The following is a 21,705-nucleotide window of genomic DNA, read 5'->3' as shown; positions in this document are numbered from 1 at the left end:
CCGTCGAAAGAGCGCCCCCGGGGCGCTTTTTTAGTTTATGCCCGCCACGCGCAGCAATGCCGTCACCACTGCCGCGGCCACAATGACCACGATTAACGGCATTTTCCGCCAGGCCAAAAACACCGCAAACGCCACGCCCAGCACGCGCGCCATGCCCGCGAAGTGGTCTCCCTCATAAAAGGTGGTCGCCAGCGCCACGGAGAACAGCAATACCGTTGCCGCATCTGACAGCAGCGCCTGAGAACGCTCCGACAGCGCCAGCCGGTTGCCGAGTTTGGCGCCGCCAAGGCGCATTAAATAGGTTCCGGCAGAAAGAATGGCGATGCCGAGAATAAAGATCGTCATGTTTTCCATTATTTTTTCCTCGCGGCAAGACCGAGTAAAGAGAGCAGTACCGGTAATCCCACCGGGGCAAACGGTACGGCGGCCAGAGATAACACGGCGCCGCTGCAGGCGCGGATCAGCGTGGTACGGTTTTTAAATGCGGGAACCACTAATGCCAGCAGAATGGCCGGAAATACCGCATCCAGCCCGATGGTCTCCGGGTCGGGCAACAGTTTGCCGACCATGGCCCCCAGCAGTGCGCCAAGCGGCCAGACGAGGGCGACGCCTAAGCCGCACAGCCAGTAGGCGGCTTTACGCTGCTCGGCGGTTTTTTGCGACAGGCCAAACACCACGCTTTCATCGTTCATGATGTGGCAGCCCAGCAGGCTCAGACCGCGCTTGCCCACCAGCTCTCGCACCGTCACGCCAAACGGCACGTGGCGCGCGTTGACCAGCAAACCTGCCGCCGCGGCCGCCAGCGGATTGCCGCCGCTCGCCACGATGCCGATAAACATGAACTCAGACGCGCCCGCCAGCACGGTAATGGAGAGCACAAACGGCACCCAGACCGGGAAACCGTAGGCCATCGCCAGCGAGCCGTAGGACATCCCGACCACGCCCACCGCGAGGCAGACCAGAATGATTGCTTTTATGGTGTCGCCTTTCAGACAAGAGAGATGATGCTTCATACAATTTTAGCCATATCGAACGTGTATCCATTATAATGAACGCAACGAAACTGATTTTCAAGACGAACGATTCGTTCGTTTTATAGAACAAGAGGCCGTTATATGACGCAGCCGATCAGCCTGATCGCCAAAAGTCTGGTGCGAGAACGCCTGCGAACCGGGCTTTCACTGGCGGAAATTGCCCGCCGTGCCGGGATCGCAAAATCCACGCTTTCCCAGCTGGAGTCCGGCAACGGTAACCCTAGCCTGGAAACGCTGTGGTCGCTCTGCGTGGCGCTGGATATTCCTTTCGCCCGCTTGCTTGAGCCGCAGCTACCGACCACGCAGGTGATCCGCCGTGGAGAAGGGACAAAAGTGGTGGCTGGAGAGGCTAACTATGAAGCCATTTTACTGGCAGCATGCCCTCCCGGCGCACGCCGCGATGTCTATCTTCTGATGACCCAACCGGGCGCAGACCGTCTTTCTCAGCCGCATCCACCGGGCTCGGTTGAACATATTATTGTGACGCAGGGGCGGGCGCTGGTCGGCCTGCTCGACGCGGCGGAAGAGCTCGGCGCAGGGGATTACATTTGTTATCCCGCCGACCAGCCGCACATCTTTAAGGCCCTGGAGCCAGACACTTACGCGCTGCTGGTGGCGGAACAAAACTAACAGAGATACGGAAACTCATGTCGCTTAAAGCCATTGCCAAAGAACTGGGGCTGTCGGTCACCACCGTCAGCCGCGCCCTCAACGGATATGACGACGTCTCCGCCGAGACGCGCGCTCGCGTAGAAGCGGAAGCCCAGCGACGCGGCTATCGGCCTAACACCTTCGCCCGCCGCCTGAAGATGGGCAAAATTGACGCCGTTGGGCTGGTGTTCCCGGTCCATCCTGTTCCGCTCAATAACAGCGTATTTATGGACATGGTCGGCGAAATTAGCCACGAACTGGCGCGACATGAAATCGATTTGTTGCTGATTGCCGATGACGATCTGGCCGATAAACACAGCTATATGCGCATGGTGCAAAGCCGCCGCGTGGATGCGCTGATTGTCGCACACACGCTGGATCGCGATCCGCGACTTGAGCAGCTGCAGGCCGCCGGATTCCCCTTTCTGGCGCTTGGTCGCAGCCAGCTGCCGCAGCCGTACGCGTGGTTCGACTTCGACAACTATGCCGGTACGTACAATGCGACCCGCTGGCTGATCGGGAAAGGCCATCAGCGCATTGCCCTGCTGGGCGAAAGCAACAATCAGGCATTCATCACCCAGCGCCGTCAGGGCTATCTGGACGCGTTGCGGGAAGCCGGGCTTTCCAGCGAATGGCTGCGCGCCATGCCCCCTTCACGCCGGGTGGGGTATGCCACCACGAAAGAGCTTCTCTCGCTGTCGCAGCCGCCCACGGCCATCATTACCGACTGCAACACTCACGGCGACGGCGCGGCGATGGCGCTGGCGGAGCTGGGCCGCCTGACCGGCGAGAACGCCGTTGCGCTGGTGGTTTATGACGGGCTTCCGCAGGACAGCATCGTCGATGCTGACGTGGCGGCAGTGATCCAGTCCACCCGTCAGGGCGTCGGGAAACAGATTGCCGATATGGTTCGCCAGCTGATCAACGGCGAGGCGATTGAGCAGCTCCAGGTACTCTGGCAGCCCGAATTCTCTCCCGGCCAGACGGCCTGAATCTCTCCATTTTCTAAACCCGATCACAAATCCGAAACGTTTTGGTTTGTATCCGAAACGTTTCGGATCAAAACTCAAGGCATCCCATGACAGGAGATGTCTGATGCAAGATTCCATTTTACGACTCGAAAGCGCGACGGTAGATGTGGTGATAAAAACGCACCCGTTCGCCGAAATTATCTACTGGGGGCCGCATCTTCAGAACTTTTCGCCGCAGAATGCTGAAACCCTTTCCCGGCCAGTTGCCAACGGCAGGCTGGATGTTGATTCTCCGGTCACGCTGATGGCCGAGCTGGGGCACGGCCTGTTTGGGTCACCCGGTATTGAAGGGCATCGTCTGGGCCTGGACGGTTCACCTGTCTTTGGCACCACAGACGTCCATCAGCAGGGGCAAACCCTGACGATTACGGCAGAAGATGAACATGCGGGCCTGCGGCTGACCAGCGAGCTGGCGCTGGACGCCAGCGGCGTGCTGGCGGTGCGTCACGGCTTAACCAACCTGAAAGCGCAGGCGTGGCAGGTGGACCGTTTTGCCATAACGCTACCCGTGGCCGAACGCGCGCGGGAGGTCCTCGCCTTCCACGGACGCTGGATCCGGGAATTTCAGCCGCACCGCGTGACGCTTGAGCACGACAGCTTTGTGATTGAAAACCGCCGGGGTAAAACCTCCCACGAGCACTTCCCGGCGCTGATTGCCGGTACGCCGTCATTCAGCGAAATGCACGGCGACGTCTGGGGCGTGCATCTGGGCTGGAGCGGCAACCACCGCCTGCGTGCGGAAGCCAAAACCGACGGCCGCCGCTATCTGCAGGCTGAAGCCCTCTACCTGCCGGGCGAAATGGCGATTGAGGTGGGCGACACGCTCTGGACGCCGCGCCTGTATGCAAGCTACTCCGCGCAGGGCCTGAACGGCATGAGCCAGCAGTTTCACCATTACCTTCGCGACAACGTTATCCGCTTCCCCGAAAACAAACCGCGCCCGGTCCACCTCAATACCTGGGAAGGCATCTACTTTAATCACGACCCGGACTACATCATGCGCATGGCCGACGAGGCGGCCGCGCTGGGCGTGGAGCGCTTTATCATCGACGACGGCTGGTTCAAAGGTCGCAACGACGACTACGCCGCGCTGGGTGACTGGTATCTGGACGAGAAGAAGTACCCGAACGGCCTCACGCCGGTCATCAGCCATGTGAAACAGCTCGGCATGGCGTTTGGCATCTGGGTTGAGCCGGAGATGATTAACCCGGATTCCGATCTTTATCGTGCGCATCCCGACTGGGTGCTGGCGTTGCCCGGCTACAGGCTACATACCGGGCGGCACCAGCTGGTGCTTAACCTGAACATTCCGCAGGCGTTTGATTACCTGGTGGAGCGCATGAGCTGGCTTCTGGGTGAACATGAGGTCGACTACGTGAAGTGGGACATGAACCGTGAGCTGGTGCAGCCGGGTCACGACGGGAAGGCCGCCGCTGACGCGCAAACCCGCCAGTTTTATCGTCTGCTGGACGTGCTGGGCAAGCGTTTCCCGCACGTCGAATTTGAATCCTGCTCCTCCGGTGGGGGGCGAATTGATTATGAGGTGCTGACGCGCTGCCACCGCTTCTGGGCCTCGGACAACAACGATGCGCTGGAGCGCAACGCTATCCAGCGCGGCATGAGCTACTTCTTCCCGCCGGAGGTGATGGGGGCGCATATCGGTCATCATAAATGCCACGCCACCTTCCGCCAGCACAGCATTGAATTCCGCGGTCTGACGGCCCTGTTTGGCCATATGGGGCTGGAACTGGATCCCCTCACCGTTGATGAGCAGGAGCGCGAAGGTTATCGCCGTTACGCCGCGCTGTATAAGCAGTGGCGCGAGGTTATCCATCAGGGCACCCACTGGCGCGTGGATATGCCGGATGCCACTACGCTGGCACAGGGTATTGTGAGCGAAGATAAAACGCAGGGACTGTTTATCGTCAGCCAGCTCGCCATGCCGGACTACACGTTGATGATGCCGCTGCGCATGCCGGGGCTTGAGGCCAGCGCGCAGTATCGTATTTCGCTGCTCGATCACCCTGAGATTCGCATCACCGGTGAGGGAGGCCATACCATGCGCAAGCTGCCGGCATGGATGGAAACGCCGCAAACGGCGAGCGGTGAGTGGCTGATGCAGGCGGGCATTGCGCTGCCGATTCTCGATCCGGAAAGCGCCATCCTGATTGGCGTGGAACGCGTGTAAAGGTGACGGGCCGGGAAACTGGCCCTCCGTTGAGGATAAAAATAATGAACACAACAACCTGTACCCACAAAGACAACCCTAATTTCTGGATTTTCGGGCTGTTCTTCTTTCTCTACTTTTTCATCATGGCCACCTGCTTTCCGTTCCTGCCGATCTGGCTGTCGGATATCATCGGCCTCAATAAAACCCATACCGGCATCGTCTTCTCCTGCATCTCACTCTCGGCCATTGCCTTCCAGCCGGTGCTTGGGGTGATCTCGGATAAACTGGGGCTGAAAAAACACCTGCTGTGGATCATCTCCGTGCTGCTGTTCCTGTTTGCCCCTTTCTTCCTCTACGTCTTTGCGCCGTTACTGAAAGCCAACATCTGGCTGGGCGCGCTGAGCGGCGGCATTTATATCGGCTTTGTCTTTTCGGCGGGCTCAGGAGCCATTGAGGCCTACATTGAACGCGTGAGCCGTAAAAGTTTCTTTGAGTACGGCAAGGCGCGCATGTTTGGCTGCCTCGGCTGGGGGCTGTGCGCCTCCACGGGCGGGATCCTGTTCGGCATCGATCCGTCGTATGTTTTCTGGATGGGTTCGGCGGCGGCGCTGCTGTTGATGCTGTTGCTGGTGGTCGCAAAGCCAAGACCCAATCAGACGGCGCAGGTGATGAATGCGCTGGGTGCCAACCAGCCGCAGATCACCGCGAAAACGGTCTTTAGCCTGTTCCGTCAGCGCAGAATGTGGATGTTTATTCTGTACGTGATTGGCGTGGCCTGCGTCTACGACGTCTTCGACCAGCAGTTTGCTACCTTCTTCAAAACGTTCTTCGCCACGCCGCAGGAGGGCACTCGCGCCTTTGGTTTTGCGACCACTGCCGGGGAAATCTGCAATGCGATCATCATGTTTTGTTCACCGTGGATCATTAACCGCATCGGCGCGAAAAACACGCTGCTCATCGCCGGGGTGATTATGGCGACGCGCATTATCGGCTCGTCGTTTGCCACCACCGCCGTAGAAGTGATTGCCCTGAAGATGCTGCACGCGCTGGAGGTGCCGTTCCTGCTGGTGGGGGCCTTCAAGTACATCACCGGGGTGTTTGATACGCGACTTTCGGCGACTATCTATCTGATTGGCTTCCAGTTCGCGAAACAGTCGGCGGCGATTTTTCTCTCCGCGTTTGCCGGAAATATGTATGACCGGATCGGTTTCCAGGAGACGTACCTGATGCTGGGCTGTTTCGTGCTGGCGATTACGGTGGTGTCGGCGTTTACGCTCAGCAGCAGGGAGGAGATAGCGGCGGGCAATAAGGCGCTAGAAGTCCATTAACACCCTGAACCCATTCACTATTCCGGCGTTGGTCAAAAAATGAATAACCTTATAAAAACTACGGCATTGATAATCATTTTCAATATCATTTAATTAACTATAATGAACCAACTGCTTACGCGGCATTAACAGCTGTGCCGCCCGACAATAATGGAGAGGATTATGAGTTATACACTGCCATCCCTGCCGTATGCCTACGACGCACTGGAACCGCATTTCGACAAGCAGACGATGGAAATCCATCACACTAAACACCACCAGACCTACGTGAACAACGCGAACGCCGCGCTGGAAAGCCTGCCTGAGTTCGCTAACCTGCCTGTTGAAGAGCTGATCACCAAGCTGGACCAGCTGCCAGCGGACAAGAAAACCGTGCTGCGCAACAACGCGGGCGGTCACGCTAACCACAGCCTGTTCTGGAAAGGCCTGAAAACCGGTACTACCCTGCAGGGCGACCTGAAAGCGGCTATCGAGCGCGACTTCGGTTCCGTTGACAACTTCAAAGCGGAATTCGAGAAAGCCGCTGCAACCCGCTTCGGCTCTGGCTGGGCGTGGCTGGTACTGAAAGGTGACAAACTGGCCGTGGTTTCTACCGCGAACCAGGACTCCCCGCTGATGGGTGAAGCGATCTCTGGCGCATCCGGCTTCCCAATCCTGGGTCTGGACGTGTGGGAACACGCTTACTACCTGAAATTCCAGAACCGTCGCCCGGACTACATCAAAGCCTTCTGGGACGTGGTGAACTGGGACGAAGCAGCAGCGCGTTTCGCCGCTAAAAAATAAGGTTGCATTGACGCCTGTGAGAAGCGAGTCTGATGGCTCGCTTTTTTTGTATCTGCGTAATGGAGGCAGCGATGCATTATCCGGTGAATGTATTTACAGGCAAGGTAAGGGAGTACGACGGCAGCCGCCCGAGCGCCATCGCCAAAATTCAGGTCGACGGTGAGCTGACGTTAACCGACCTCGGGCTTGCGGGCGACGAGCAGGCCGAAAAGAAGATCCACGGCGGGCCGGAGCGCGCGCTGTGCCACTATCCGCGCGAGCACTATCAGCACTGGAAGGCGGAGTTCCCCGAGCAGGCGGATCTCTTCGTTGCTCCCGCGTTTGGTGAAAACCTCTCCACCGAAGGGCTCACCGAAAAGAACGTGTTTATTGGTGATATCTACCGCTGGGGCGATGCCCTGATTCAGGTGACGCAGCCGCGCTCGCCGTGCTTCAAGCTCAACTACCATTTCGGCATTCATGACATGTCGGCTCAGATGCAAAGCGCGGGTAAAACCGGCTGGCTGTACCGGGTGGTGCTGGCTGGGCAGGTTTCAGCGGATGCGCCGCTTGAGCTGGTATCACGCCTGAGTGAGGTGTCTGTTTACGACGCCTGCGCCATTGCGTGGCATATGCCGTTTGATGACGAGCAGTATCATCGCCTGCTGTCGGCGGCGGGGCTGTCGACCAGCTGGACAAGAACGATGCAGAAACGGCGTTTAAGCAGCAAGATCGAGGATAATTCCCGGAGATTGTGGGGTAAATAGCCCTCCGTAAAAAGTAGGCCGGGTAAGGCGAAGCCGCCACCCGGCACTAACAGCTACGAACGCTTATACAACGGTAGCCACAGCGTTAACCGCAGCCCACCCAGCGGGCTGTCGTCGGCTTTCACCCAGCCGCGGTGCTGCTGCATGGCGGTTTCCACAATCGCCAGCCCCAGTCCCGTACCGCCCGATTCCCGGTCGCGCGCCTCGTCGGTGCGGTAGAACGGACGGAAGATCTGCTCGCGGTCTTCCGGGCTGACGCCAGGACCGTCGTCGTCGACGATGACGGTGATCCCGTCTTTATCCACCGAGAACGCCACCTCAATCTTCGTGTGCGAGTAGCGCAGGGCGTTACGCACGATATTTTCCAGCGCGCTTTCCAGCGCGTTGGGGTTACCGTACAGCGGCCATGGACCCGGCGGGAAGTTAACGGTGAAGGATTTGCCCATCTGCTCCGCTTCGAACGCCGCGTTATCCAGCACTTCATGCCACAGATGATTGGCTTTCACCGTTTCGCTCACCAGCGCGTTTTTCTGCTGATTGCGCGACATGACCAGCAGGTCGTTGATCATGCTGTCCAGACGATGCGCTTCGGTTTCGATGCGCTCCAGCTCTTTGCTTTCTCCGCTGCGGCGGCGCAGCAGGGCGGTGCCAAGCTGTAAGCGCGTGAGCGGGGTACGCAGTTCGTGCGAGATATCCGACAGCAGGCGCTGCTGGGCCGTCATCATGCGATCGAGCGCGCTCACCATCTGGTTAAAACTGGTCCCGGCGGCCAGGAACTCCTGCGGTCCGGACTCCAGTTCCGGGTGCTGCCTCAGGTTGCCCTGCGCCACTTCGTCGGCGGCGTTTTTCAGCTTACGTGCGGGTTTTGCCAGGCTCCACGCCAGCCATAACAGCAGCGGCGAGCTGACCAGCATCGTGACAATCAGCAGCAGGAGAGGGCGGTCAAACAGCAGGTTGATAAAATCGGACTGGGAGCTGCTCGCGGGGCGAATCAGGTAGAGCTGATAGTTATCCTCGCCATCTCTGACGGAGAACGGCCCCACCATCTCTACGCGGCCATATTTTTTCTTCTGGGGGTGATCGGCATTATCTGCCTGGCCAATGAAGTTGCGGATGATCTGCATTTCATTGCGATCGGCGCCAATCACGCGGCCTTCGCTGGTCACCAGCAGCAGGCGTTGTCCGGGCGGCGCCCACTTGTCGATAGCGCGAAATAGCCTGCGCCACCACATCAAATCGTTTGGCGGATCGTTTGCCAGCTCGGCTTCCACGTGCTGCTCGATCATCACGCCCTGACGTTGCTCGCTGTCGAGCAGCTCCGTCATCTGGCGTGAGTCGAGTTTTGGCAACATCAGTACGAGCATTAAAACCAGTGCCAGCGTCAACCAGAAGATGGCGAAGATGCGGGCGGTTAAGCTTCCTATCATGAAGCGGAAACCATCAGATAACCGCGACCACGCAGGGTTTTAAACCATGGGTGACCGTCTTTACGCTCCGGCAGCTTACGGCGCAGGTTAGAGATGTGCATGTCGATGGCGCGGTCAAACGGGGTAAGACGCTTGCCCAGCACTTCCTGACTTAAATGTTCACGCGATACCACTTGGCCGAGGTGCTGTGCCAGCAGATACAGCAGGGTGAACTCGGTGCCGGTGAGTTCGAGCGTCTGGCCATCAAAGCTCGCTTCCTGGCGGCCCGGGTTCAGGCTCAGGGAGTCCACTTCCAGCGTTGGCGAGCTGTTGTCGGTATTCTGCTGCTGCTCGCTCCAGTGGGAACGACGCAGGATCGCGCGAATACGGGCGACCAGTTCGCGGTCGTTAAACGGCTTCGGTAAATAGTCATCCGCGCCCAGCTCAAGGCCGAGTACGCGGTCGAGTTCGCTGCCGCGTGCGGTCAGCATGATAACGGGGGTCTGGTGTGTCTGGCGAAGCTCTTTCAGCGTATCAATGCCGTTTTTCTTCGGCATCATCACGTCGAGCAAAAGTAAATCGATGCTGTCGTCAAGGAGACTCAGCGCCTGCTCGCCATCATGGGCAACCAGGACGTTGAAACCTTCCATGTCGAGCAACTCCTTTAAAAGGGATGTGAGCTCTCGGTCATCATCAACTAACAGGATTTTATTCATTGTTTAAATACCTCCGAGGCAGAAATTACGACATCAAGGCTGTCTAATCCATGACTTTACGTTGTTTTACACCCCCTGACGCATGTTTGCAGCCTGAATCGTAGACTGTCTCTCGTTGAATCGCGACACGAAAGATTTTGGGAGCAAGTGATGCGCAAAGTTACCGCTGCCGTCATGGCCTCAACGCTGGCGTTCAGTGCGTTTAGCCAGGCTGCTGTAGCTATCATCAGCGATAACGGTTCCTCACAAGAGGGCGCAACGCAGCACAGTAGCCAAAGCCATATGTTTGACGGCATAAGTTTAACCGAACATCAGCGTCAACAGATGCGAGATCTGATGCAGAGGGCGAGACACGACCAGCCCCCTGTTAATGTTAGCGAAATGGAGACAATGCATCGCCTTGTCACCGCAGAAAATTTTGACGAAAGCGCTGTGCGCGCTCAGGCCGAAAAAATGGTACAGGAACAGGTTGCTCGCCAGGTAGAGATGGCGAAGGTCCGCAACCAGATGTTCCACCTGCTAACGCCGGAGCAGCAAGCGGTTTTGAACACCAAACATCAGCAGCGTATGGATCAGCTGCGTGAGGTTGCACGGATGCAGCGAAGCTCAGAAACCTCGTTTTTCAGTAGCAATAGCAGTACCCGTAGTAACCAGTAAACCCTGTTTTCCTTGCCATAGACACCATCCCTGTCTTCCCCCACATGATGTGGGGGTTTTTTTTGCCCCACATTCTGTTTGTTAACCGTTTATTCATCCTTCGACTCCACATGCTTCCGTTATACTAGCGGCATGACATGACAGGAGCGTTTATGAATCAATCCTATGGAAGACTGGTCAGCCGGGCCGCCATCGCGGCGACCGTCATGGCATCCAGCCTGTTACTGATTAAAATCTTTGCCTGGTGGTATACCGGCTCGGTCAGTATTCTGGCGGCGCTGGTGGATTCGCTGATGGACATTGCCGCCTCATTGACCAACCTGCTGGTCGTCCGTTACTCGCTGCAGCCAGCGGATGAAGAGCACACCTTTGGGCACGGTAAAGCGGAGTCGCTGGCCGCACTGGCGCAAAGCATGTTTATATCCGGTTCTGCGCTGTTCCTGTTTCTCACCGGCATTCAGCATCTCGTCTCGCCGACACCAATGAACGATCCCGGCGTCGGCGTCGTTGTAACGGTCGTTGCACTTATTTGCACACTTGTTCTGGTAACGTTCCAGCGCTGGGTGGTACGCAAAACGCAAAGTCAGGCCGTACGGGCGGATATGCTTCATTATCAATCTGATGTTATGATGAATGGGGCTATTCTTATTGCGCTCGGTCTGGCCTGGTATGGCTGGCATCGGGCCGATGCGTTGTTTGCGTTAGGGATTGGTATCTATATTTTATATAGCGCCCTGCGGATGGGGTATGAAGCAGTGCAATCGCTGCTTGACCGCGCCCTCCCGGACTCAGAACGTAATGAAATTTTTTCTATCGTGACCGCCTGGCCCGGCGTCAGCGGTGCACACGATCTTCGAACGCGGCAGTCAGGGCCGACCCGCTTTATTCAGATTCATATTGAAATGGAAGACAACCTGCCACTGGTTCAGGCTCACGTGATTGCTGAGCAGGTCGAGCAGGCGATTTTGCAGCGTTTTCCTGGTTCAGACGTCATCATTCACCAGGATCCCTGCTCGGTTGTACCCGGACATGTTGGGCTTTCGTAATTCGTTGTAAAAAAGTGAGCCAGGCCAGCATTTTGTGTATAAATTACCGCCATTTGGTCTGACCTGAATCAATTCAGCTGGAAGGGATTGATATACTATTTGCAGTATTCGTTGGTCGATAAGTTTCTTCCGGCAACAGATTTCAATTTTGCATTCCTAAGTTCAGAGGTAGTCATGATTAAGAAAATCGGTGTGTTGACAAGCGGCGGTGATGCGCCGGGCATGAACGCGGCAATTCGTGGGGTTGTCCGCGCGGCGCTGACGGAAGGTCTGGAAGTTTTTGGTATCTATGATGGTTACCTGGGTCTGTATGAAGACCGTATGGTTCAGCTCGACCGTTACAGCGTGTCTGACATGATCAACCGTGGCGGTACCTTCCTTGGGTCTGCGCGCTTCCCGGAATTCCGTGATGAACACGTTCGTGAAGTGGCTATCGAGAACATGAAAAAACGTGGACTGGACGCCCTGGTGGTTATCGGCGGTGACGGCTCGTACATGGGTGCAAAACGTCTGACTGAAATGGGCTTCCCGTGCATCGGCCTGCCGGGCACCATCGACAACGACATCAAAGGCACCGACTACACCATCGGTTACTTCACCGCGCTGGGCACCGTTGTGGAAGCGATTGACCGCCTGCGTGACACCTCTTCCTCCCACCAGCGTATCTCTATCGTTGAAGTGATGGGGCGTTACTGCGGTGACCTGACCCTGGCTGCGGCAATTGCGGGTGGTTGTGAGTTTGTCGTGGTTCCGGAAGTGGAGTTCAGCCGTGAAGATCTGGTAGCTGAAATCAAAGCGGGCATCGCGAAAGGCAAAAAACATGCGATCGTGGCTATCACCGAGCACATCTGTGACGTAGACGAGCTGGCGAAGTACATCGAAACCGAAACCAAGCGTGAAACCCGTGCAACCGTACTGGGGCACATCCAGCGTGGCGGTTCCCCTGGCCCGTACGACCGTATTCTGGCGTCCCGTATGGGCGCGTACGCAATCGAACTGCTGCTGCAGGGCCACGGCGGCCGCTGCGTCGGTATTCAGAACGAGAAACTGGTTCACCATGACATCATCGACGCGATTGAAAACATGAAGCGTCCGTTCAAAGGTGACTGGCTGGACTGCGCGAAAAAACTGTACTGATTGGCTCTGTTGCCCGGTGGCGCTGCGCTTACCGGGCCTACAAAAGCACGACTCGTAGGCCGGGTAAGGCGTAGCCGCCACCCGGCTTTTTTATGCGTGCACGCTTTTTTATTCCACTACGTTATAGCCAATCTTTTTTTATTCTTTAATCCTCGATTCGCTTTCTGGCACGCTGCATTCATCAAAACACTACACAAGAGAGCTGGGCGATGAATAAATGGGGCGTGGGTTTAACATTATTGCTGGCATCGACCAGCGTTCTGGCTAAGGATATCCAGTTACTGAACGTGTCATACGACCCGACGCGTGAACTGTATGAACAATACAACAAAGCGTTTGCGGCACACTGGAAGCAGGAAACCGGCGACAATGTCGTGGTTCGCCAGTCTCACGGTGGTTCTGGCAAGCAGGCGACCTCCGTCATCAACGGTATTGAAGCCGACGTGGTGACCCTGGCGCTGGCCTACGATGTTGACGCGATCGCCGAGCGTGGCCGTATCGACAAAAACTGGATCAAACGCCTGCCGGATAACTCCGCGCCCTACACCTCGACCATCGTTTTCCTGGTACGTAAAGGCAACCCGAAACAGATCCATGACTGGAATGACCTGATTAAGCCGGGCGTGTCAGTTATTACCCCTAACCCGAAAAGCTCCGGCGGCGCACGCTGGAACTATCTGGCCGCCTGGGGCTATGCACTGCACCACAACAACGGTGACCAGGCTAAAGCCCAGGAGTTCGTGAAAGCGCTGTACAAAAACGTGGAAGTGCTGGACTCCGGCGCGCGCGGTGCAACCAACACCTTCGTGGAGCGCGGCATTGGTGACGTGCTGATTGCGTGGGAAAACGAAGCCCTGCTGGCGACCAACGAACTGGGTAAAGATAAGTTTGAGATCGTGACCCCAAGCGAATCTATTCTGGCTGAGCCGACCGTTTCCGTGGTCGATAAAGTGGTGGAAAAGAAAGACACCAAAGCGGTGGCGGAAGCCTACCTGAAGTACCTCTACTCGCCGGAAGGTCAGGAGATTGCAGCGAAGAACTTCTATCGTCCACGCGATGCGGCTGTGGCGAAGAAATATGACGGCGAATTCCCGAAACTGAAGCTCTTCACCATTGATGATGTTTTCGGTGGCTGGACGAAAGCGCAGAAAGAGCACTTCTCTAACGGCGGCACCTTTGACCAGATCAGCCAGCGCTGAACATAAATAAACGACACGGTGACCCGGCGTGAGAAATCCGCCGGGTTTTTTATTTGGTCATCATTTTGCGTTACTCTTTTGCCTCTATTGAAAACAGGGAACGCGTTGTGAAAAAAATTATCTTATTGATCCTCATTGTCATCGCCCTTGCCGCTGGCGGCTGGTACTGGGTGAAAGCGGGTAATCCGAATGCGTTGCGACATATCGTTCTCGACCAGTGCCTGCCGAATCAACTGCAACACCGTAACCCGGCACCGTGTGCGCAGGTGAAGCCTGACGCAGGCTATGTAGTCTTTAAAGACCGCAACGGGCCGCTGCAATACCTGCTGATGCCGACATATCGCATCAACGGCACCGAAAGCCCGCTGTTGACCGAAGCGCATACGCCGAACTTTTTCTGGCTGGCCTGGCAGTCGCGTAGCTTTATGACCCTGAAGCGTGGAAGCGAGGTGCCCGACAGCGCCATTTCACTGACGATTAACTCGCCGACAGGGCGCACGCAGAACCATTTTCACATTCATATCTCCTGCCTGCGCCCGGACGTGCGCGAGAAGCTCAACGCCGCACAGGGAGAAATCAGCACCCAGTGGCTGCCCCTTCCTGGCGGCCTGGAAGGGCATGAGTATCTTGCTCGTCGGGTGACGGAGAATGAACTGGTGCAGCGCAGCCCGTTCATGATGCTGGCTGAAGAGCTGCCGGAAGCGCGCGACCATATGGGACGCTTCGCGCTGGCAATGGCGCAGCAGTCAGATGGTTCGTTTGTGTTACTGGCCACCGAGCGCAACCTGCTGATGCTTAACCGCGCGTCTGCTGAGGAACTGCAGGATCATCAATGCGCTATCCTGAATTGACCCCACCATAAATAGCGTTTACTCGCCCTGCCTGTCGCCGTAGACTTGCTGAAAAATTCTACAGGAGACAGGTATGTCGCTCTGGTCAACGTATCCTCTGTTGCTGCCTTCACTGATTGTGGGCGTCACCATCGTACTATGGGCGACGTCGCTATTGCCTGAGTTCATTACCGCGCTGCTGTTCTTCACGGCGGCAATGACCGCGAAGATCGCCCCGCCGGAGACGATCTTCGGTGGTTTTGCCTCGTCGGCTTTCTGGCTGGTCTTCAGCGGATTCGTGCTCGGCGTGGCGATACGTAAAACCGGGCTGGCGGACCGGGCCGCCCGGGCGCTGTCAGCAAAGCTCACCGACTCCTGGGTATTAATGGTTGCTAGCGTGGTGCTGCTGAGCTATGCGCTGGCGTTTGTGATGCCATCGAATATGGGGCGTATTGCGCTGCTGATGCCGATTGTCGCCGCAATGGCGAAACGCGCCGGTATCGCAGACGGCTCCCGCGCCTGGTTTGGTCTGGCGCTGGCGGTAGGGTTCGGGACGTTCCAGCTTTCGGCGACGATTCTGCCCGCTAACGTGCCTAACCTGGTGATGAGCGGTGCGGCGGAAGGCTCGTACGGCATCCATCTGAACTATGTCCCGTATCTGCTGCTGCACACGCCGGTGCTGGGCATTCTCAAAGGCCTGATCCTGATTGGCCTGATCTGCTGGCTTTTTCCCGGCAGCCCAAAACCGCCGAAGGAACAGGCGCCGTCTGAACCCATGGGCCGGGATGAAAAGCGTCTTGCCTGGCTGCTGGCGATAGTGCTGGGGATGTGGGTGACGGAGAGCTGGCACGGCGTGGGGCCCGCCTGGACCGGGCTGGCGGCGTCGGTCATCGTTATGCTGCCGCGCATCGGTTTTATCACCGGGGAGGAGTTTTCTGCGGGGGTGAATATGCGCACCTGTATCTACGTTGCCGGTATACTGGGGCTGGCAATCGTCGTGACGCAAACCGGTATCGGAACGGCGGTGGGCGAGGCGTTGCTCCGTATTATGCCGCTCGATGCAGACCGACCGTTCACCAGCTTCCTGGCGCTGACCGGTATTACCACCGCACTCAACTTCATCATGACCGCCAACGGCGTTCCGGCGCTGTATACCACCCTGGCGCAGAGCTTCTCGGATGCGACCGGCTTCCCGCTGCTGTCGGTGATCATGATTCAGGTGCTGGGCTATTCCACGCCGCTGCTGCCCTATCAGGCGTCGCCGATCGTGGTGGCGATGGGGTTAGGGAAAGTGCCTGCCAGGGCGGGGATGGTGTTCTGTCTGGCGCTGGCGGTGGCAACGTATATGGTGCTGCTGCCGCTGGATTATCTGTGGTTTAGCCTGCTGGGACGGCTGTAAAAAAGCCCGGTGGCGCTGACGCTTACCGGGCCTACAGAACCGTAGGGCGGGTTAGCAAAGCGCCACCCGCCACAAAGGCAATTACGCCTGTTTAGCCGCTTCTGCCGCTTTAACGATCACCGCAAAAGCGTCCGCTTTCAGGGATGCACCGCCAACCAGCGCGCCATCGATGTCTGGCTGGGTGAACAGCTCAGCAGCGTTAGACGCGTTAACGGAACCGCCGTACTGGATGATCACTTGCTCAGCCACTTTGGCGTCAGCTTTCGCAATGTGGTCACGGATGAATTTGTGAACCGCCTGAGCCTGCGCAGGGGTGGCTGATTTGCCGGTACCGATCGCCCAGACTGGCTCGTAAGCGATAACCGCGCCTTCGAACGCTGCTGCGCCCTGCGTTTTCAGCACTGCGTCGATCTGACGTGCGCACACTTCTTCAGTTTTGCCCGCTTCGTTTTCTGCTTCGGTTTCACCGATGCACAGAACCGGGATCAGACCCTGCTCTTTCAGCACGGCGAATTTCTTCGCGATGAACTCGTCGGATTCTTTGTGATAGGTGCGACGCTCGGAGTGGCCGATGATGATGTATTTCGCGCCGATATCTTTCAGCATTTCAGCGGACGTTTCACCGGTGAACGCGCCAGACAGGTTAACGTCAACGTTCTGCGCGCCCAGAATGATGTGGCTGCCGTCAGCGGCACGTTTAGCCAGATCCAGGTACATATCCGGCGGAGCGATAGCAACCGCGCAGCCGGTCACGCCAGCCAGCTCTTTACGCAGGTTCGCAACCAGTTCGTTTACCATGTGGCGGCTGCCGTTCAGTTTCCAGTTACCCATCACTAAAGGATGTCGCATTTCAATTCTCCACGCTCAATAAGCGAATTAAGGAATATGGCCACCCTGTCGGGCAGCATGGTCTGTGAATCAGTATAGAGATTTTCCCTCGAAAGGCTTTGCTTTTTGTCATTAATTCGCCCCGCCGAGGGTGTCAGATAGTGCCAGCTTAATCGGTTCAACAGCGAAGGTCAGTCCTTTTTCGCCGTTGTCCGCCACAACATAGCGGATCGCGCCTTCGGTATCGGCGTAGTAACGCTTATTTTTACCGGCGGTGAGGAGTTTTTGCAGCTTTTGCTGGCTTTGCTTTTTCGTCAGCGCAGGGGTAAACGCCTGCAATACCGCGCTCATGTACTCCAGCGCTTTCGCCTTCGCGGCTTTCTGTTCTGGGCCCTGTATTGGCAGCCAGGTGATTTGCATGCTTTTGATTTTTAACGTCCCGCGCTCCAGCGCCGTGGAGGCATACAAATTCTCGTTAATCTTGCTTGCCGCACGGGTCAGGGTAGGCGTGTCGCGGGGGCCATCAATGGCACGAAACTCATCCAGTTGCAGCGTGGGATTGGCCTGATTGAAGGCTTCACGAAACTGGCTGATGGACTGATCGAACGACGGTGCGCCCGCCAGCAGGTACGGTGCTCTGGTCGGGGCTGTGGTTTCGGCGGCGTGCAGGGTAAAACCCGCGCTGAGCAGCGCTAAACACAGGAATAGAGAATGTGCCGAACTTTTCATCAACATTGCCCCTGGCCGTAAGTGCTCATGATTAAAACGATATCTGGTCGGCTTGTCAAAAGGTCACAACTCCAGGGTAAAATGCGGGCTAAACGATAATAAGGAACCTTACATGACCATACAGCAGTGGCTGTTTTCATTCAAAGGGCGTATTGGACGCCGTGATTTCTGGATCTGGATGGTGACGTGGGTTGTCGCCATGCTGCTTCTGTTTTTCGTCGCCTATAACGCGTGGCTGAGCACGCAAACGGCGGCATTTGCGCTGGTCTGCCTGCTCTGGCCAACGGCGGCTGTCGTGGTGAAACGCCTGCACGATCGCGGTCGTTCCGGCGCGTGGGCATTTCTGATTATTCTGGCGTGGATGCTGGTGGCGGGAAACTGGGCGATGCTTCCGTCCATCCTGCCGTGGGTGGTGGGCAGGCTGCTGCCGTCGGTCATCTTCGTGATGATGGTTGTCGATCTGGGCGCGTTTATTGGCACCCAGAGCGAAAACAAATACGGTAAAGACACCGTTGAGGTGAAATACCGCTGATCACCAGTAGTGTTCGGCGGTCATATGGCCCGGTCGGCGGCGAAGATGTTTCGTCATCTGCCGGGTATCCTTCAGAAGCTGCTGCGTGTCGCGTACCATCTGCGGGTTGCCACACAGCATGACGTGGCTGGTTTCAGCCGTCATCGGTAAACCCACCGCCTCTTCCAGGGCACCATTCTCAATTAACGCCGGCACGCGACCGGTCAGCGTTCCTGCTACGGTTTCGCGGCTGACCACCGTCTGAATCTTTAACTTTCCGCCGTACTGCTGTTCCAGCGCCTGCATCTGCGGCAGGTAGCTCAGGTCTGCGGCGTAGCGCGCAGCGTGAACCAGCACGATGTTTTTAAAACGCTCCAGGTCTTTGCCGTACTGCAAAATAGAGAGATAAGGGCCGATGGCCGTACCGGTTGCCAGCATCCAGAGCGTGTCACAATCCGGGATCTCTTCGAGCACAAAGAAGCCTGCTGCTTCACTCACGATTTGCACGTCGTCGCCGGGCTTGAGGGCGGCAAGGCGCGGGCTGAGTTTACCGTCAGGAACGGTGACCAGATAGAACTCGAGATCCGGGTTATCAGGCGCGTTAACGTAAGAGTAGGCGCGCTGCACGCGCTCGCCGTCGACATCCAGCCCCAGCTTCGCAAATTGCCCGGCTTTAAACGGGTGGACGGGAGCATGCAGGGTGAGACTAAATAGCGCATCGGTCCAGAACTGTATCTTTGTGACTTTACCTGTTACCCAGTCCGCCATGATCTTCTCCTGTGCTGTTTCTCTGTTCTATCTTCCGTACTTAACGGGGAGATTTCCAGCCCATTTGGGCCGGAAAGCTCTATCGATCAAACGGTTTTACAGAATGTGCGTCTGTACGTCCGGGTCTTTGCGGTCGAGATAGTGGATAGACTGGATGCGGCGAATGGTGCGTGATTTTCCGCGGATCAGCAGCGTTTCAGTGGTGGCCATATTGCCCTTGCGGCTGATGCCGTCCAGCAGATCGCCTTTGGTGATACCTGTCGCCGAGAAGACCACGTTATCGCTGCGCGCCATATCATGCAGCGCCAGCACTTTGTTGGCCTCGATGCCCATCGCTTCGCAGCGTGCCAGCTCGTTTTCCCCGATACGGCGGTTCTCTTCGCTGTCGCCTTTCACCTCGTGGCGGGGCAGCAGACGAGCCTGCATATCGCCGTCCAGCGCGCGGATCACTGCCGCAGAGACTACGCCTTCCGGCGCGCCGCCGATGCCGTACAGCACGTCTACTTCGCTGTCCGGCATGCAGGTCAGGATCGAGGCGGCAACGTCACCATCCGGAATGGCAAACACGCGCACGCCGAGCTTTTGCATCTGCGCGATGGTGGCGTCGTGGCGCGGTTTGGCCAGAATGGTGACGGTGAGTTCGCTCAGCGGTTTGTTCAGCGCGCTGGCGACGTTACGCAGGTTCTCTTCCAGCGGCAGGCTGAGGTCGATTGCGCCTTTCGCACCGGGACCGACAATCAGCTTTTCCATGTACATATCCGGCGCGTTAAGGAAGCAGCCCTTATCGCCCACGGCCAGCACCGCCAGGGCGTTGGCCTGACCCATTGCGGTCATGCGCGTACCTTCGATCGGGTCGACGGCGATATCCACGGCATCACCTTTGCCGGTACCGACTTTTTCACCGATGTAGAGCATTGGCGCTTCGTCGATCTCGCCTTCGCCGATCACGATGGTGCCGTCGATGTTGACCTGGTTAAGCACAATGCGCATGGCATGGACGGCTGCGCCGTCTGCGGTATTTTTGTCACCACGACCCAGCCACTTATAGCCTGCAAGGGCAGCCGCTTCGGTGACGCGGGAAAACTCGATAGCAAGTTCACGTTTCATGAGGTACTCGTACAATCAAAAGGAATTGCACGAAGTTTATCACAGAGTGGGGAGGGGCGAGGGGACCGGTGCGGTCCCCTCGCCCTGACCCTCTCCCTAGGGGAGAGGGAATATATGATTACTCGTCGTGCTCTTCCCACGCCAGGGCGCGTTTCACCGCTTTCTTCCAGCCGCTGTAGCGGAAGTTACGCTCGGTGGTTTCGATGCCAGGGCGGAATTCGCGTTCGATCACCGCTTTTTCCTGCAGCTCGTCCAGGTTCTGCCAGAAGCCTACCGCCAGACCGGCAAGGTATGCCGCGCCCAGCGCCGTGACTTCACGCACTTCAGGACGCTCAACGCGGGTGCCCAGAATGTCGGACTGGAACTGCATCAGGAAGTTATTCGCTACCGCACCGCCGTCCACGCGCAGGGCGTGCAGACGAATGCCGGAGTCCGCCTGCATCGCTTCCAGCACGTCGCGCGTCTGGTAGGCGATGGATTCCAGGGTGGCGCGAATAATGTGGTTAGAGTTAACACCACGCGTCAGGCCAAAAATTGCGCCGCGTGCATACGGATCCCAGTACGGCGCGCCCAGACCGGTGAACGCAGGCACCACGTACACGCCGTTGGTGTCTTTCACTTTGGTCGCGAAGTACTCGGAGTCGAACGCATCGCTGATCAGCTTCATCTCGTCGCGCAGCCACTGGATAGACGCACCGGCCATGAACACCGCACCTTCCAGGGCATAGTTCACTTCGCCGCGTGGTCCACAGGCGATGGTGGTCAGCAGGCCGTTTTCTGATTTCACCGCTTTCTCGCCGGTGTTCATCAGCATAAAGCAGCCGGTGCCGTAGGTGTTCTTCGCCATCCCTTCTTTGACGCACAGCTGGCCGAACAGCGCCGCCTGCTGGTCACCGGCAATACCGGCGATAGGAATACGGGTGCCGCCTTTACCGCCGATGTTGGTCTGGCCGTAAACCTCAGAAGACTTGCGCACGTCAGGCAGCATCGCACGTGGGATATCCAGCGCGTCCAGCATCTTGTCATCCCACTCCAGGGTGTTGATGTTGAACAGCATGGTACGCGAGGCGTTGGTGTAGTCGGTGACGTGGACGCGTCCCTGGGTCATCTTCCAGATAAGCCAGGTGTCGACGGTGCCGAACAGCAGCTCGCCGCGTTTTGCACGTTCGCGTGAACCTTCCACGTGGTCGAGGATCCACTTCACTTTGGTGCCAGAGAAATACGGGTCAACCACCAGACCGGTGGCGCTGCGCACGTACTCTTCCATGCCGTCGCGCTTCAGCTGCTCGCAGATCTCAGAGGTACGGCGGCACTGCCAGACGATGGCGTTGTAAATAGGCTTACCGGTTTCACGTTCCCAGACAATCGTCGTTTCACGCTGGTTAGTGATACCAATCGCGGCAATCTCGTCGGAACTGATATCGGCTTTTGCCAGCACTTCGACCAGCGTGGAGCTTTGTGACGCCCAGATCTCCATTGGGTCGTGTTCGACCCAGCCTGGACGAGGATAAATTTGCTCAAATTCGCGCTGTGACACGCTGACGATGTTCGCGTCATGATCCATTACGACAGCGCGGGAGCTGGTAGTGCCCTGGTCGAGCGCAACGATATATTTTTTTTCGGTCATGG

General features: G+C 57.3%; 22 protein-coding genes. 13 read left to right on the top strand and 9 right to left on the bottom strand.

Annotated features, from left to right (window positions below; translation table 11 throughout):
* Positions 1–30: 30 nt before the first annotated feature.
* Together ACOTXF_RS16870 and ACOTXF_RS16865 are read right to left on the bottom strand one after the other, a co-directional pair.
* Positions 31–354, bottom strand: a complete 324-nt coding sequence (locus ACOTXF_RS16870; protein ID WP_045408705.1) for an AzlD domain-containing protein — start codon at positions 352–354, stop codon at positions 31–33.
* Positions 354–1,013, bottom strand: coding sequence for an AzlC family ABC transporter permease (locus ACOTXF_RS16865; protein ID WP_023293608.1), 660 nt, complete (start codon positions 1,011–1,013; stop codon positions 354–356). The genes ACOTXF_RS16870 and ACOTXF_RS16865 overlap by 1 nt, the downstream gene beginning before the upstream one ends.
* Positions 1,014–1,115: 102 nt before the next feature.
* On the opposite strand from ACOTXF_RS16865, the gene ACOTXF_RS16860 reads away from it, so the two are divergent.
* The 6 genes from ACOTXF_RS16860 (at position 1,116) to yiiM (ending at position 7,743) form a co-directional block, all read left to right on the top strand.
* Positions 1,116–1,664, top strand: a complete 549-nt coding sequence (locus ACOTXF_RS16860) for a helix-turn-helix domain-containing protein (RefSeq protein WP_021242797.1) — start codon at positions 1,116–1,118, stop codon at positions 1,662–1,664.
* A 17-nt stretch (positions 1,665–1,681) separates the two neighbouring features.
* Positions 1,682–2,677: a LacI family DNA-binding transcriptional regulator gene (locus ACOTXF_RS16855; protein WP_023293607.1), complete on the top strand. Its 996-nt coding sequence runs from the start codon at positions 1,682–1,684 to the stop codon at positions 2,675–2,677.
* 103 nt (positions 2,678–2,780) lie between these two features.
* Positions 2,781–4,904 (top strand): alpha-galactosidase, encoded by a 2,124-nt coding sequence (locus tag ACOTXF_RS16850; protein WP_048962887.1) that lies wholly within the window; start codon positions 2,781–2,783, stop codon positions 4,902–4,904.
* A 44-nt stretch (positions 4,905–4,948) separates the two neighbouring features.
* Complete coding sequence (locus ACOTXF_RS16845; protein ID WP_126324927.1) at positions 4,949–6,214, top strand: MFS transporter; 1,266 nt, start codon at positions 4,949–4,951, stop codon at positions 6,212–6,214.
* A gap of 162 nt (positions 6,215–6,376) precedes the next feature.
* Positions 6,377–6,997, top strand: coding sequence for a superoxide dismutase [Mn] (gene sodA / locus ACOTXF_RS16840; protein WP_003861999.1), 621 nt, complete (start codon positions 6,377–6,379; stop codon positions 6,995–6,997).
* A gap of 71 nt (positions 6,998–7,068) precedes the next feature.
* A complete protein-coding gene (yiiM, locus tag ACOTXF_RS16835) occupies positions 7,069–7,743 on the top strand; it encodes a 6-hydroxyaminopurine reductase (protein WP_008501820.1) in 675 nt (224 codons plus the stop codon).
* A 53-nt stretch (positions 7,744–7,796) separates the two neighbouring features.
* Here yiiM and cpxA read toward each other — a convergent pair whose 3' ends face one another.
* Together cpxA and cpxR are read right to left on the bottom strand one after the other, a co-directional pair.
* Positions 7,797–9,170 carry an envelope stress sensor histidine kinase CpxA gene (cpxA, locus tag ACOTXF_RS16830; RefSeq protein WP_003862003.1) on the bottom strand — a complete coding sequence of 458 codons (1,374 nt, stop codon included), beginning with the start codon at positions 9,168–9,170 and terminating at the stop codon, positions 7,797–7,799.
* On the bottom strand, positions 9,167–9,865 hold the full coding sequence (cpxR, locus tag ACOTXF_RS16825) for an envelope stress response regulator transcription factor CpxR (protein ID WP_006179159.1): 699 nt from the start codon (positions 9,863–9,865) through the stop codon (positions 9,167–9,169). Before cpxR ends, cpxA begins: the two co-directional genes overlap by 4 nt.
* Before the next feature lie 150 nt (positions 9,866–10,015).
* Here cpxR and cpxP point away from each other — a divergent pair, with 150 nt between their 5' ends.
* The 6 genes from cpxP (at position 10,016) to ACOTXF_RS16795 (ending at position 16,133) form a co-directional block, all read left to right on the top strand.
* The gene (gene cpxP, locus ACOTXF_RS16820; RefSeq protein WP_047745768.1) at positions 10,016–10,522 is read left to right on the top strand and encodes a cell-envelope stress modulator CpxP; all 507 of its coding nucleotides are present in this window, start codon (positions 10,016–10,018) and stop codon (positions 10,520–10,522) included.
* 152 nt (positions 10,523–10,674) lie between these two features.
* Positions 10,675–11,568: a CDF family cation-efflux transporter FieF gene (gene fieF / locus ACOTXF_RS16815; protein WP_008501817.1), complete on the top strand. Its 894-nt coding sequence runs from the start codon at positions 10,675–10,677 to the stop codon at positions 11,566–11,568.
* A gap of 174 nt (positions 11,569–11,742) precedes the next feature.
* Complete coding sequence (gene pfkA / locus ACOTXF_RS16810; RefSeq protein ID WP_008501816.1) at positions 11,743–12,705, top strand: 6-phosphofructokinase; 963 nt, start codon at positions 11,743–11,745, stop codon at positions 12,703–12,705.
* Positions 12,706–12,914: 209 nt separating this feature from the next.
* Positions 12,915–13,904: a sulfate ABC transporter substrate-binding protein gene (locus tag ACOTXF_RS16805; protein ID WP_021242803.1), complete on the top strand. Its 990-nt coding sequence runs from the start codon at positions 12,915–12,917 to the stop codon at positions 13,902–13,904.
* Positions 13,905–14,011: 107 nt separating this feature from the next.
* Complete coding sequence (locus tag ACOTXF_RS16800) at positions 14,012–14,755, top strand: CDP-diacylglycerol diphosphatase (RefSeq protein ID WP_047745765.1); 744 nt, start codon at positions 14,012–14,014, stop codon at positions 14,753–14,755.
* 73 nt (positions 14,756–14,828) lie between these two features.
* Complete coding sequence (locus tag ACOTXF_RS16795; protein ID WP_047745763.1) at positions 14,829–16,133, top strand: SLC13 family permease; 1,305 nt, start codon at positions 14,829–14,831, stop codon at positions 16,131–16,133.
* Between the two features lie 81 nt (positions 16,134–16,214).
* Here the strand turns inward: ACOTXF_RS16795 and tpiA are convergent, their stop codons facing one another.
* Both tpiA and ACOTXF_RS16785 read right to left on the bottom strand, forming a co-directional pair.
* Positions 16,215–16,982 carry a triose-phosphate isomerase gene (gene tpiA / locus ACOTXF_RS16790; protein ID WP_003862019.1) on the bottom strand — a complete coding sequence of 256 codons (768 nt, stop codon included), beginning with the start codon at positions 16,980–16,982 and terminating at the stop codon, positions 16,215–16,217.
* 111 nt (positions 16,983–17,093) lie between these two features.
* Positions 17,094–17,690: a DUF1454 family protein gene (locus tag ACOTXF_RS16785; protein WP_232927045.1), complete on the bottom strand. Its 597-nt coding sequence runs from the start codon at positions 17,688–17,690 to the stop codon at positions 17,094–17,096.
* 112 nt (positions 17,691–17,802) lie between these two features.
* Between ACOTXF_RS16785 and ACOTXF_RS16780 the strand changes: the two genes are divergently transcribed.
* On the top strand, positions 17,803–18,222 hold the full coding sequence (locus tag ACOTXF_RS16780; protein ID WP_008501811.1) for a DUF805 domain-containing protein: 420 nt from the start codon (positions 17,803–17,805) through the stop codon (positions 18,220–18,222).
* Here the strand turns inward: ACOTXF_RS16780 and fpr are convergent, their stop codons facing one another.
* From fpr to glpK, 3 genes are all read right to left on the bottom strand, one after another.
* Entirely contained in the window at positions 18,223–18,969 is a 747-nt protein-coding gene (gene fpr / locus ACOTXF_RS16775) for a ferredoxin--NADP(+) reductase (protein ID WP_021242807.1), read from the bottom strand.
* Between the two features lie 96 nt (positions 18,970–19,065).
* A complete protein-coding gene (gene glpX, locus ACOTXF_RS16770) occupies positions 19,066–20,076 on the bottom strand; it encodes a class II fructose-bisphosphatase (protein ID WP_023293599.1) in 1,011 nt (336 codons plus the stop codon).
* A gap of 118 nt (positions 20,077–20,194) precedes the next feature.
* A complete protein-coding gene (glpK, locus tag ACOTXF_RS16765) occupies positions 20,195–21,703 on the bottom strand; it encodes a glycerol kinase GlpK (RefSeq protein ID WP_032654106.1) in 1,509 nt (502 codons plus the stop codon).
* Positions 21,704–21,705 lie beyond the last annotated feature (2 nt).

The organism is Enterobacter cloacae complex sp. IR53041 (assembly GCF_049238285.1).
GTDB lineage: Bacteria > Pseudomonadota > Gammaproteobacteria > Enterobacterales > Enterobacteriaceae > Enterobacter > Enterobacter roggenkampii.
Note: the sequence above shows the minus strand (reverse complement) of the source record. Positions and strands in the feature narration are given on the sequence as shown.

Coding starts and splice junctions, on each gene's coding strand:
- ACOTXF_RS16870 (WP_045408705.1), bottom strand. CDS start 354: ATGGAAAACATGACGATCTTTATTCTCGGCATCGCCATTCTTTCTGCC.
- ACOTXF_RS16865 (WP_023293608.1), bottom strand. CDS start 1,013: ATGAAGCATCATCTCTCTTGTCTGAAAGGCGACACCATAAAAGCAATC.
- ACOTXF_RS16860 (WP_021242797.1), top strand. CDS start 1,116: ATGACGCAGCCGATCAGCCTGATCGCCAAAAGTCTGGTGCGAGAACGC.
- ACOTXF_RS16855 (WP_023293607.1), top strand. CDS start 1,682: ATGTCGCTTAAAGCCATTGCCAAAGAACTGGGGCTGTCGGTCACCACC.
- ACOTXF_RS16850 (WP_048962887.1), top strand. CDS start 2,781: ATGCAAGATTCCATTTTACGACTCGAAAGCGCGACGGTAGATGTGGTG.
- ACOTXF_RS16845 (WP_126324927.1), top strand. CDS start 4,949: ATGAACACAACAACCTGTACCCACAAAGACAACCCTAATTTCTGGATT.
- sodA (WP_003861999.1), top strand. CDS start 6,377: ATGAGTTATACACTGCCATCCCTGCCGTATGCCTACGACGCACTGGAA.
- yiiM (WP_008501820.1), top strand. CDS start 7,069: ATGCATTATCCGGTGAATGTATTTACAGGCAAGGTAAGGGAGTACGAC.
- cpxA (WP_003862003.1), bottom strand. CDS start 9,170: ATGATAGGAAGCTTAACCGCCCGCATCTTCGCCATCTTCTGGTTGACG.
- cpxR (WP_006179159.1), bottom strand. CDS start 9,865: ATGAATAAAATCCTGTTAGTTGATGATGACCGAGAGCTCACATCCCTT.
- cpxP (WP_047745768.1), top strand. CDS start 10,016: ATGCGCAAAGTTACCGCTGCCGTCATGGCCTCAACGCTGGCGTTCAGT.
- fieF (WP_008501817.1), top strand. CDS start 10,675: ATGAATCAATCCTATGGAAGACTGGTCAGCCGGGCCGCCATCGCGGCG.
- pfkA (WP_008501816.1), top strand. CDS start 11,743: ATGATTAAGAAAATCGGTGTGTTGACAAGCGGCGGTGATGCGCCGGGC.
- ACOTXF_RS16805 (WP_021242803.1), top strand. CDS start 12,915: ATGAATAAATGGGGCGTGGGTTTAACATTATTGCTGGCATCGACCAGC.
- ACOTXF_RS16795 (WP_047745763.1), top strand. CDS start 14,829: ATGTCGCTCTGGTCAACGTATCCTCTGTTGCTGCCTTCACTGATTGTG.
- tpiA (WP_003862019.1), bottom strand. CDS start 16,982: ATGCGACATCCTTTAGTGATGGGTAACTGGAAACTGAACGGCAGCCGC.
- ACOTXF_RS16785 (WP_232927045.1), bottom strand. CDS start 17,690: ATGAAAAGTTCGGCACATTCTCTATTCCTGTGTTTAGCGCTGCTCAGC.
- ACOTXF_RS16780 (WP_008501811.1), top strand. CDS start 17,803: ATGACCATACAGCAGTGGCTGTTTTCATTCAAAGGGCGTATTGGACGC.
- fpr (WP_021242807.1), bottom strand. CDS start 18,969: ATGGCGGACTGGGTAACAGGTAAAGTCACAAAGATACAGTTCTGGACC.
- glpX (WP_023293599.1), bottom strand. CDS start 20,076: ATGAAACGTGAACTTGCTATCGAGTTTTCCCGCGTCACCGAAGCGGCT.
- glpK (WP_032654106.1), bottom strand. CDS start 21,703: ATGACCGAAAAAAAATATATCGTTGCGCTCGACCAGGGCACTACCAGC.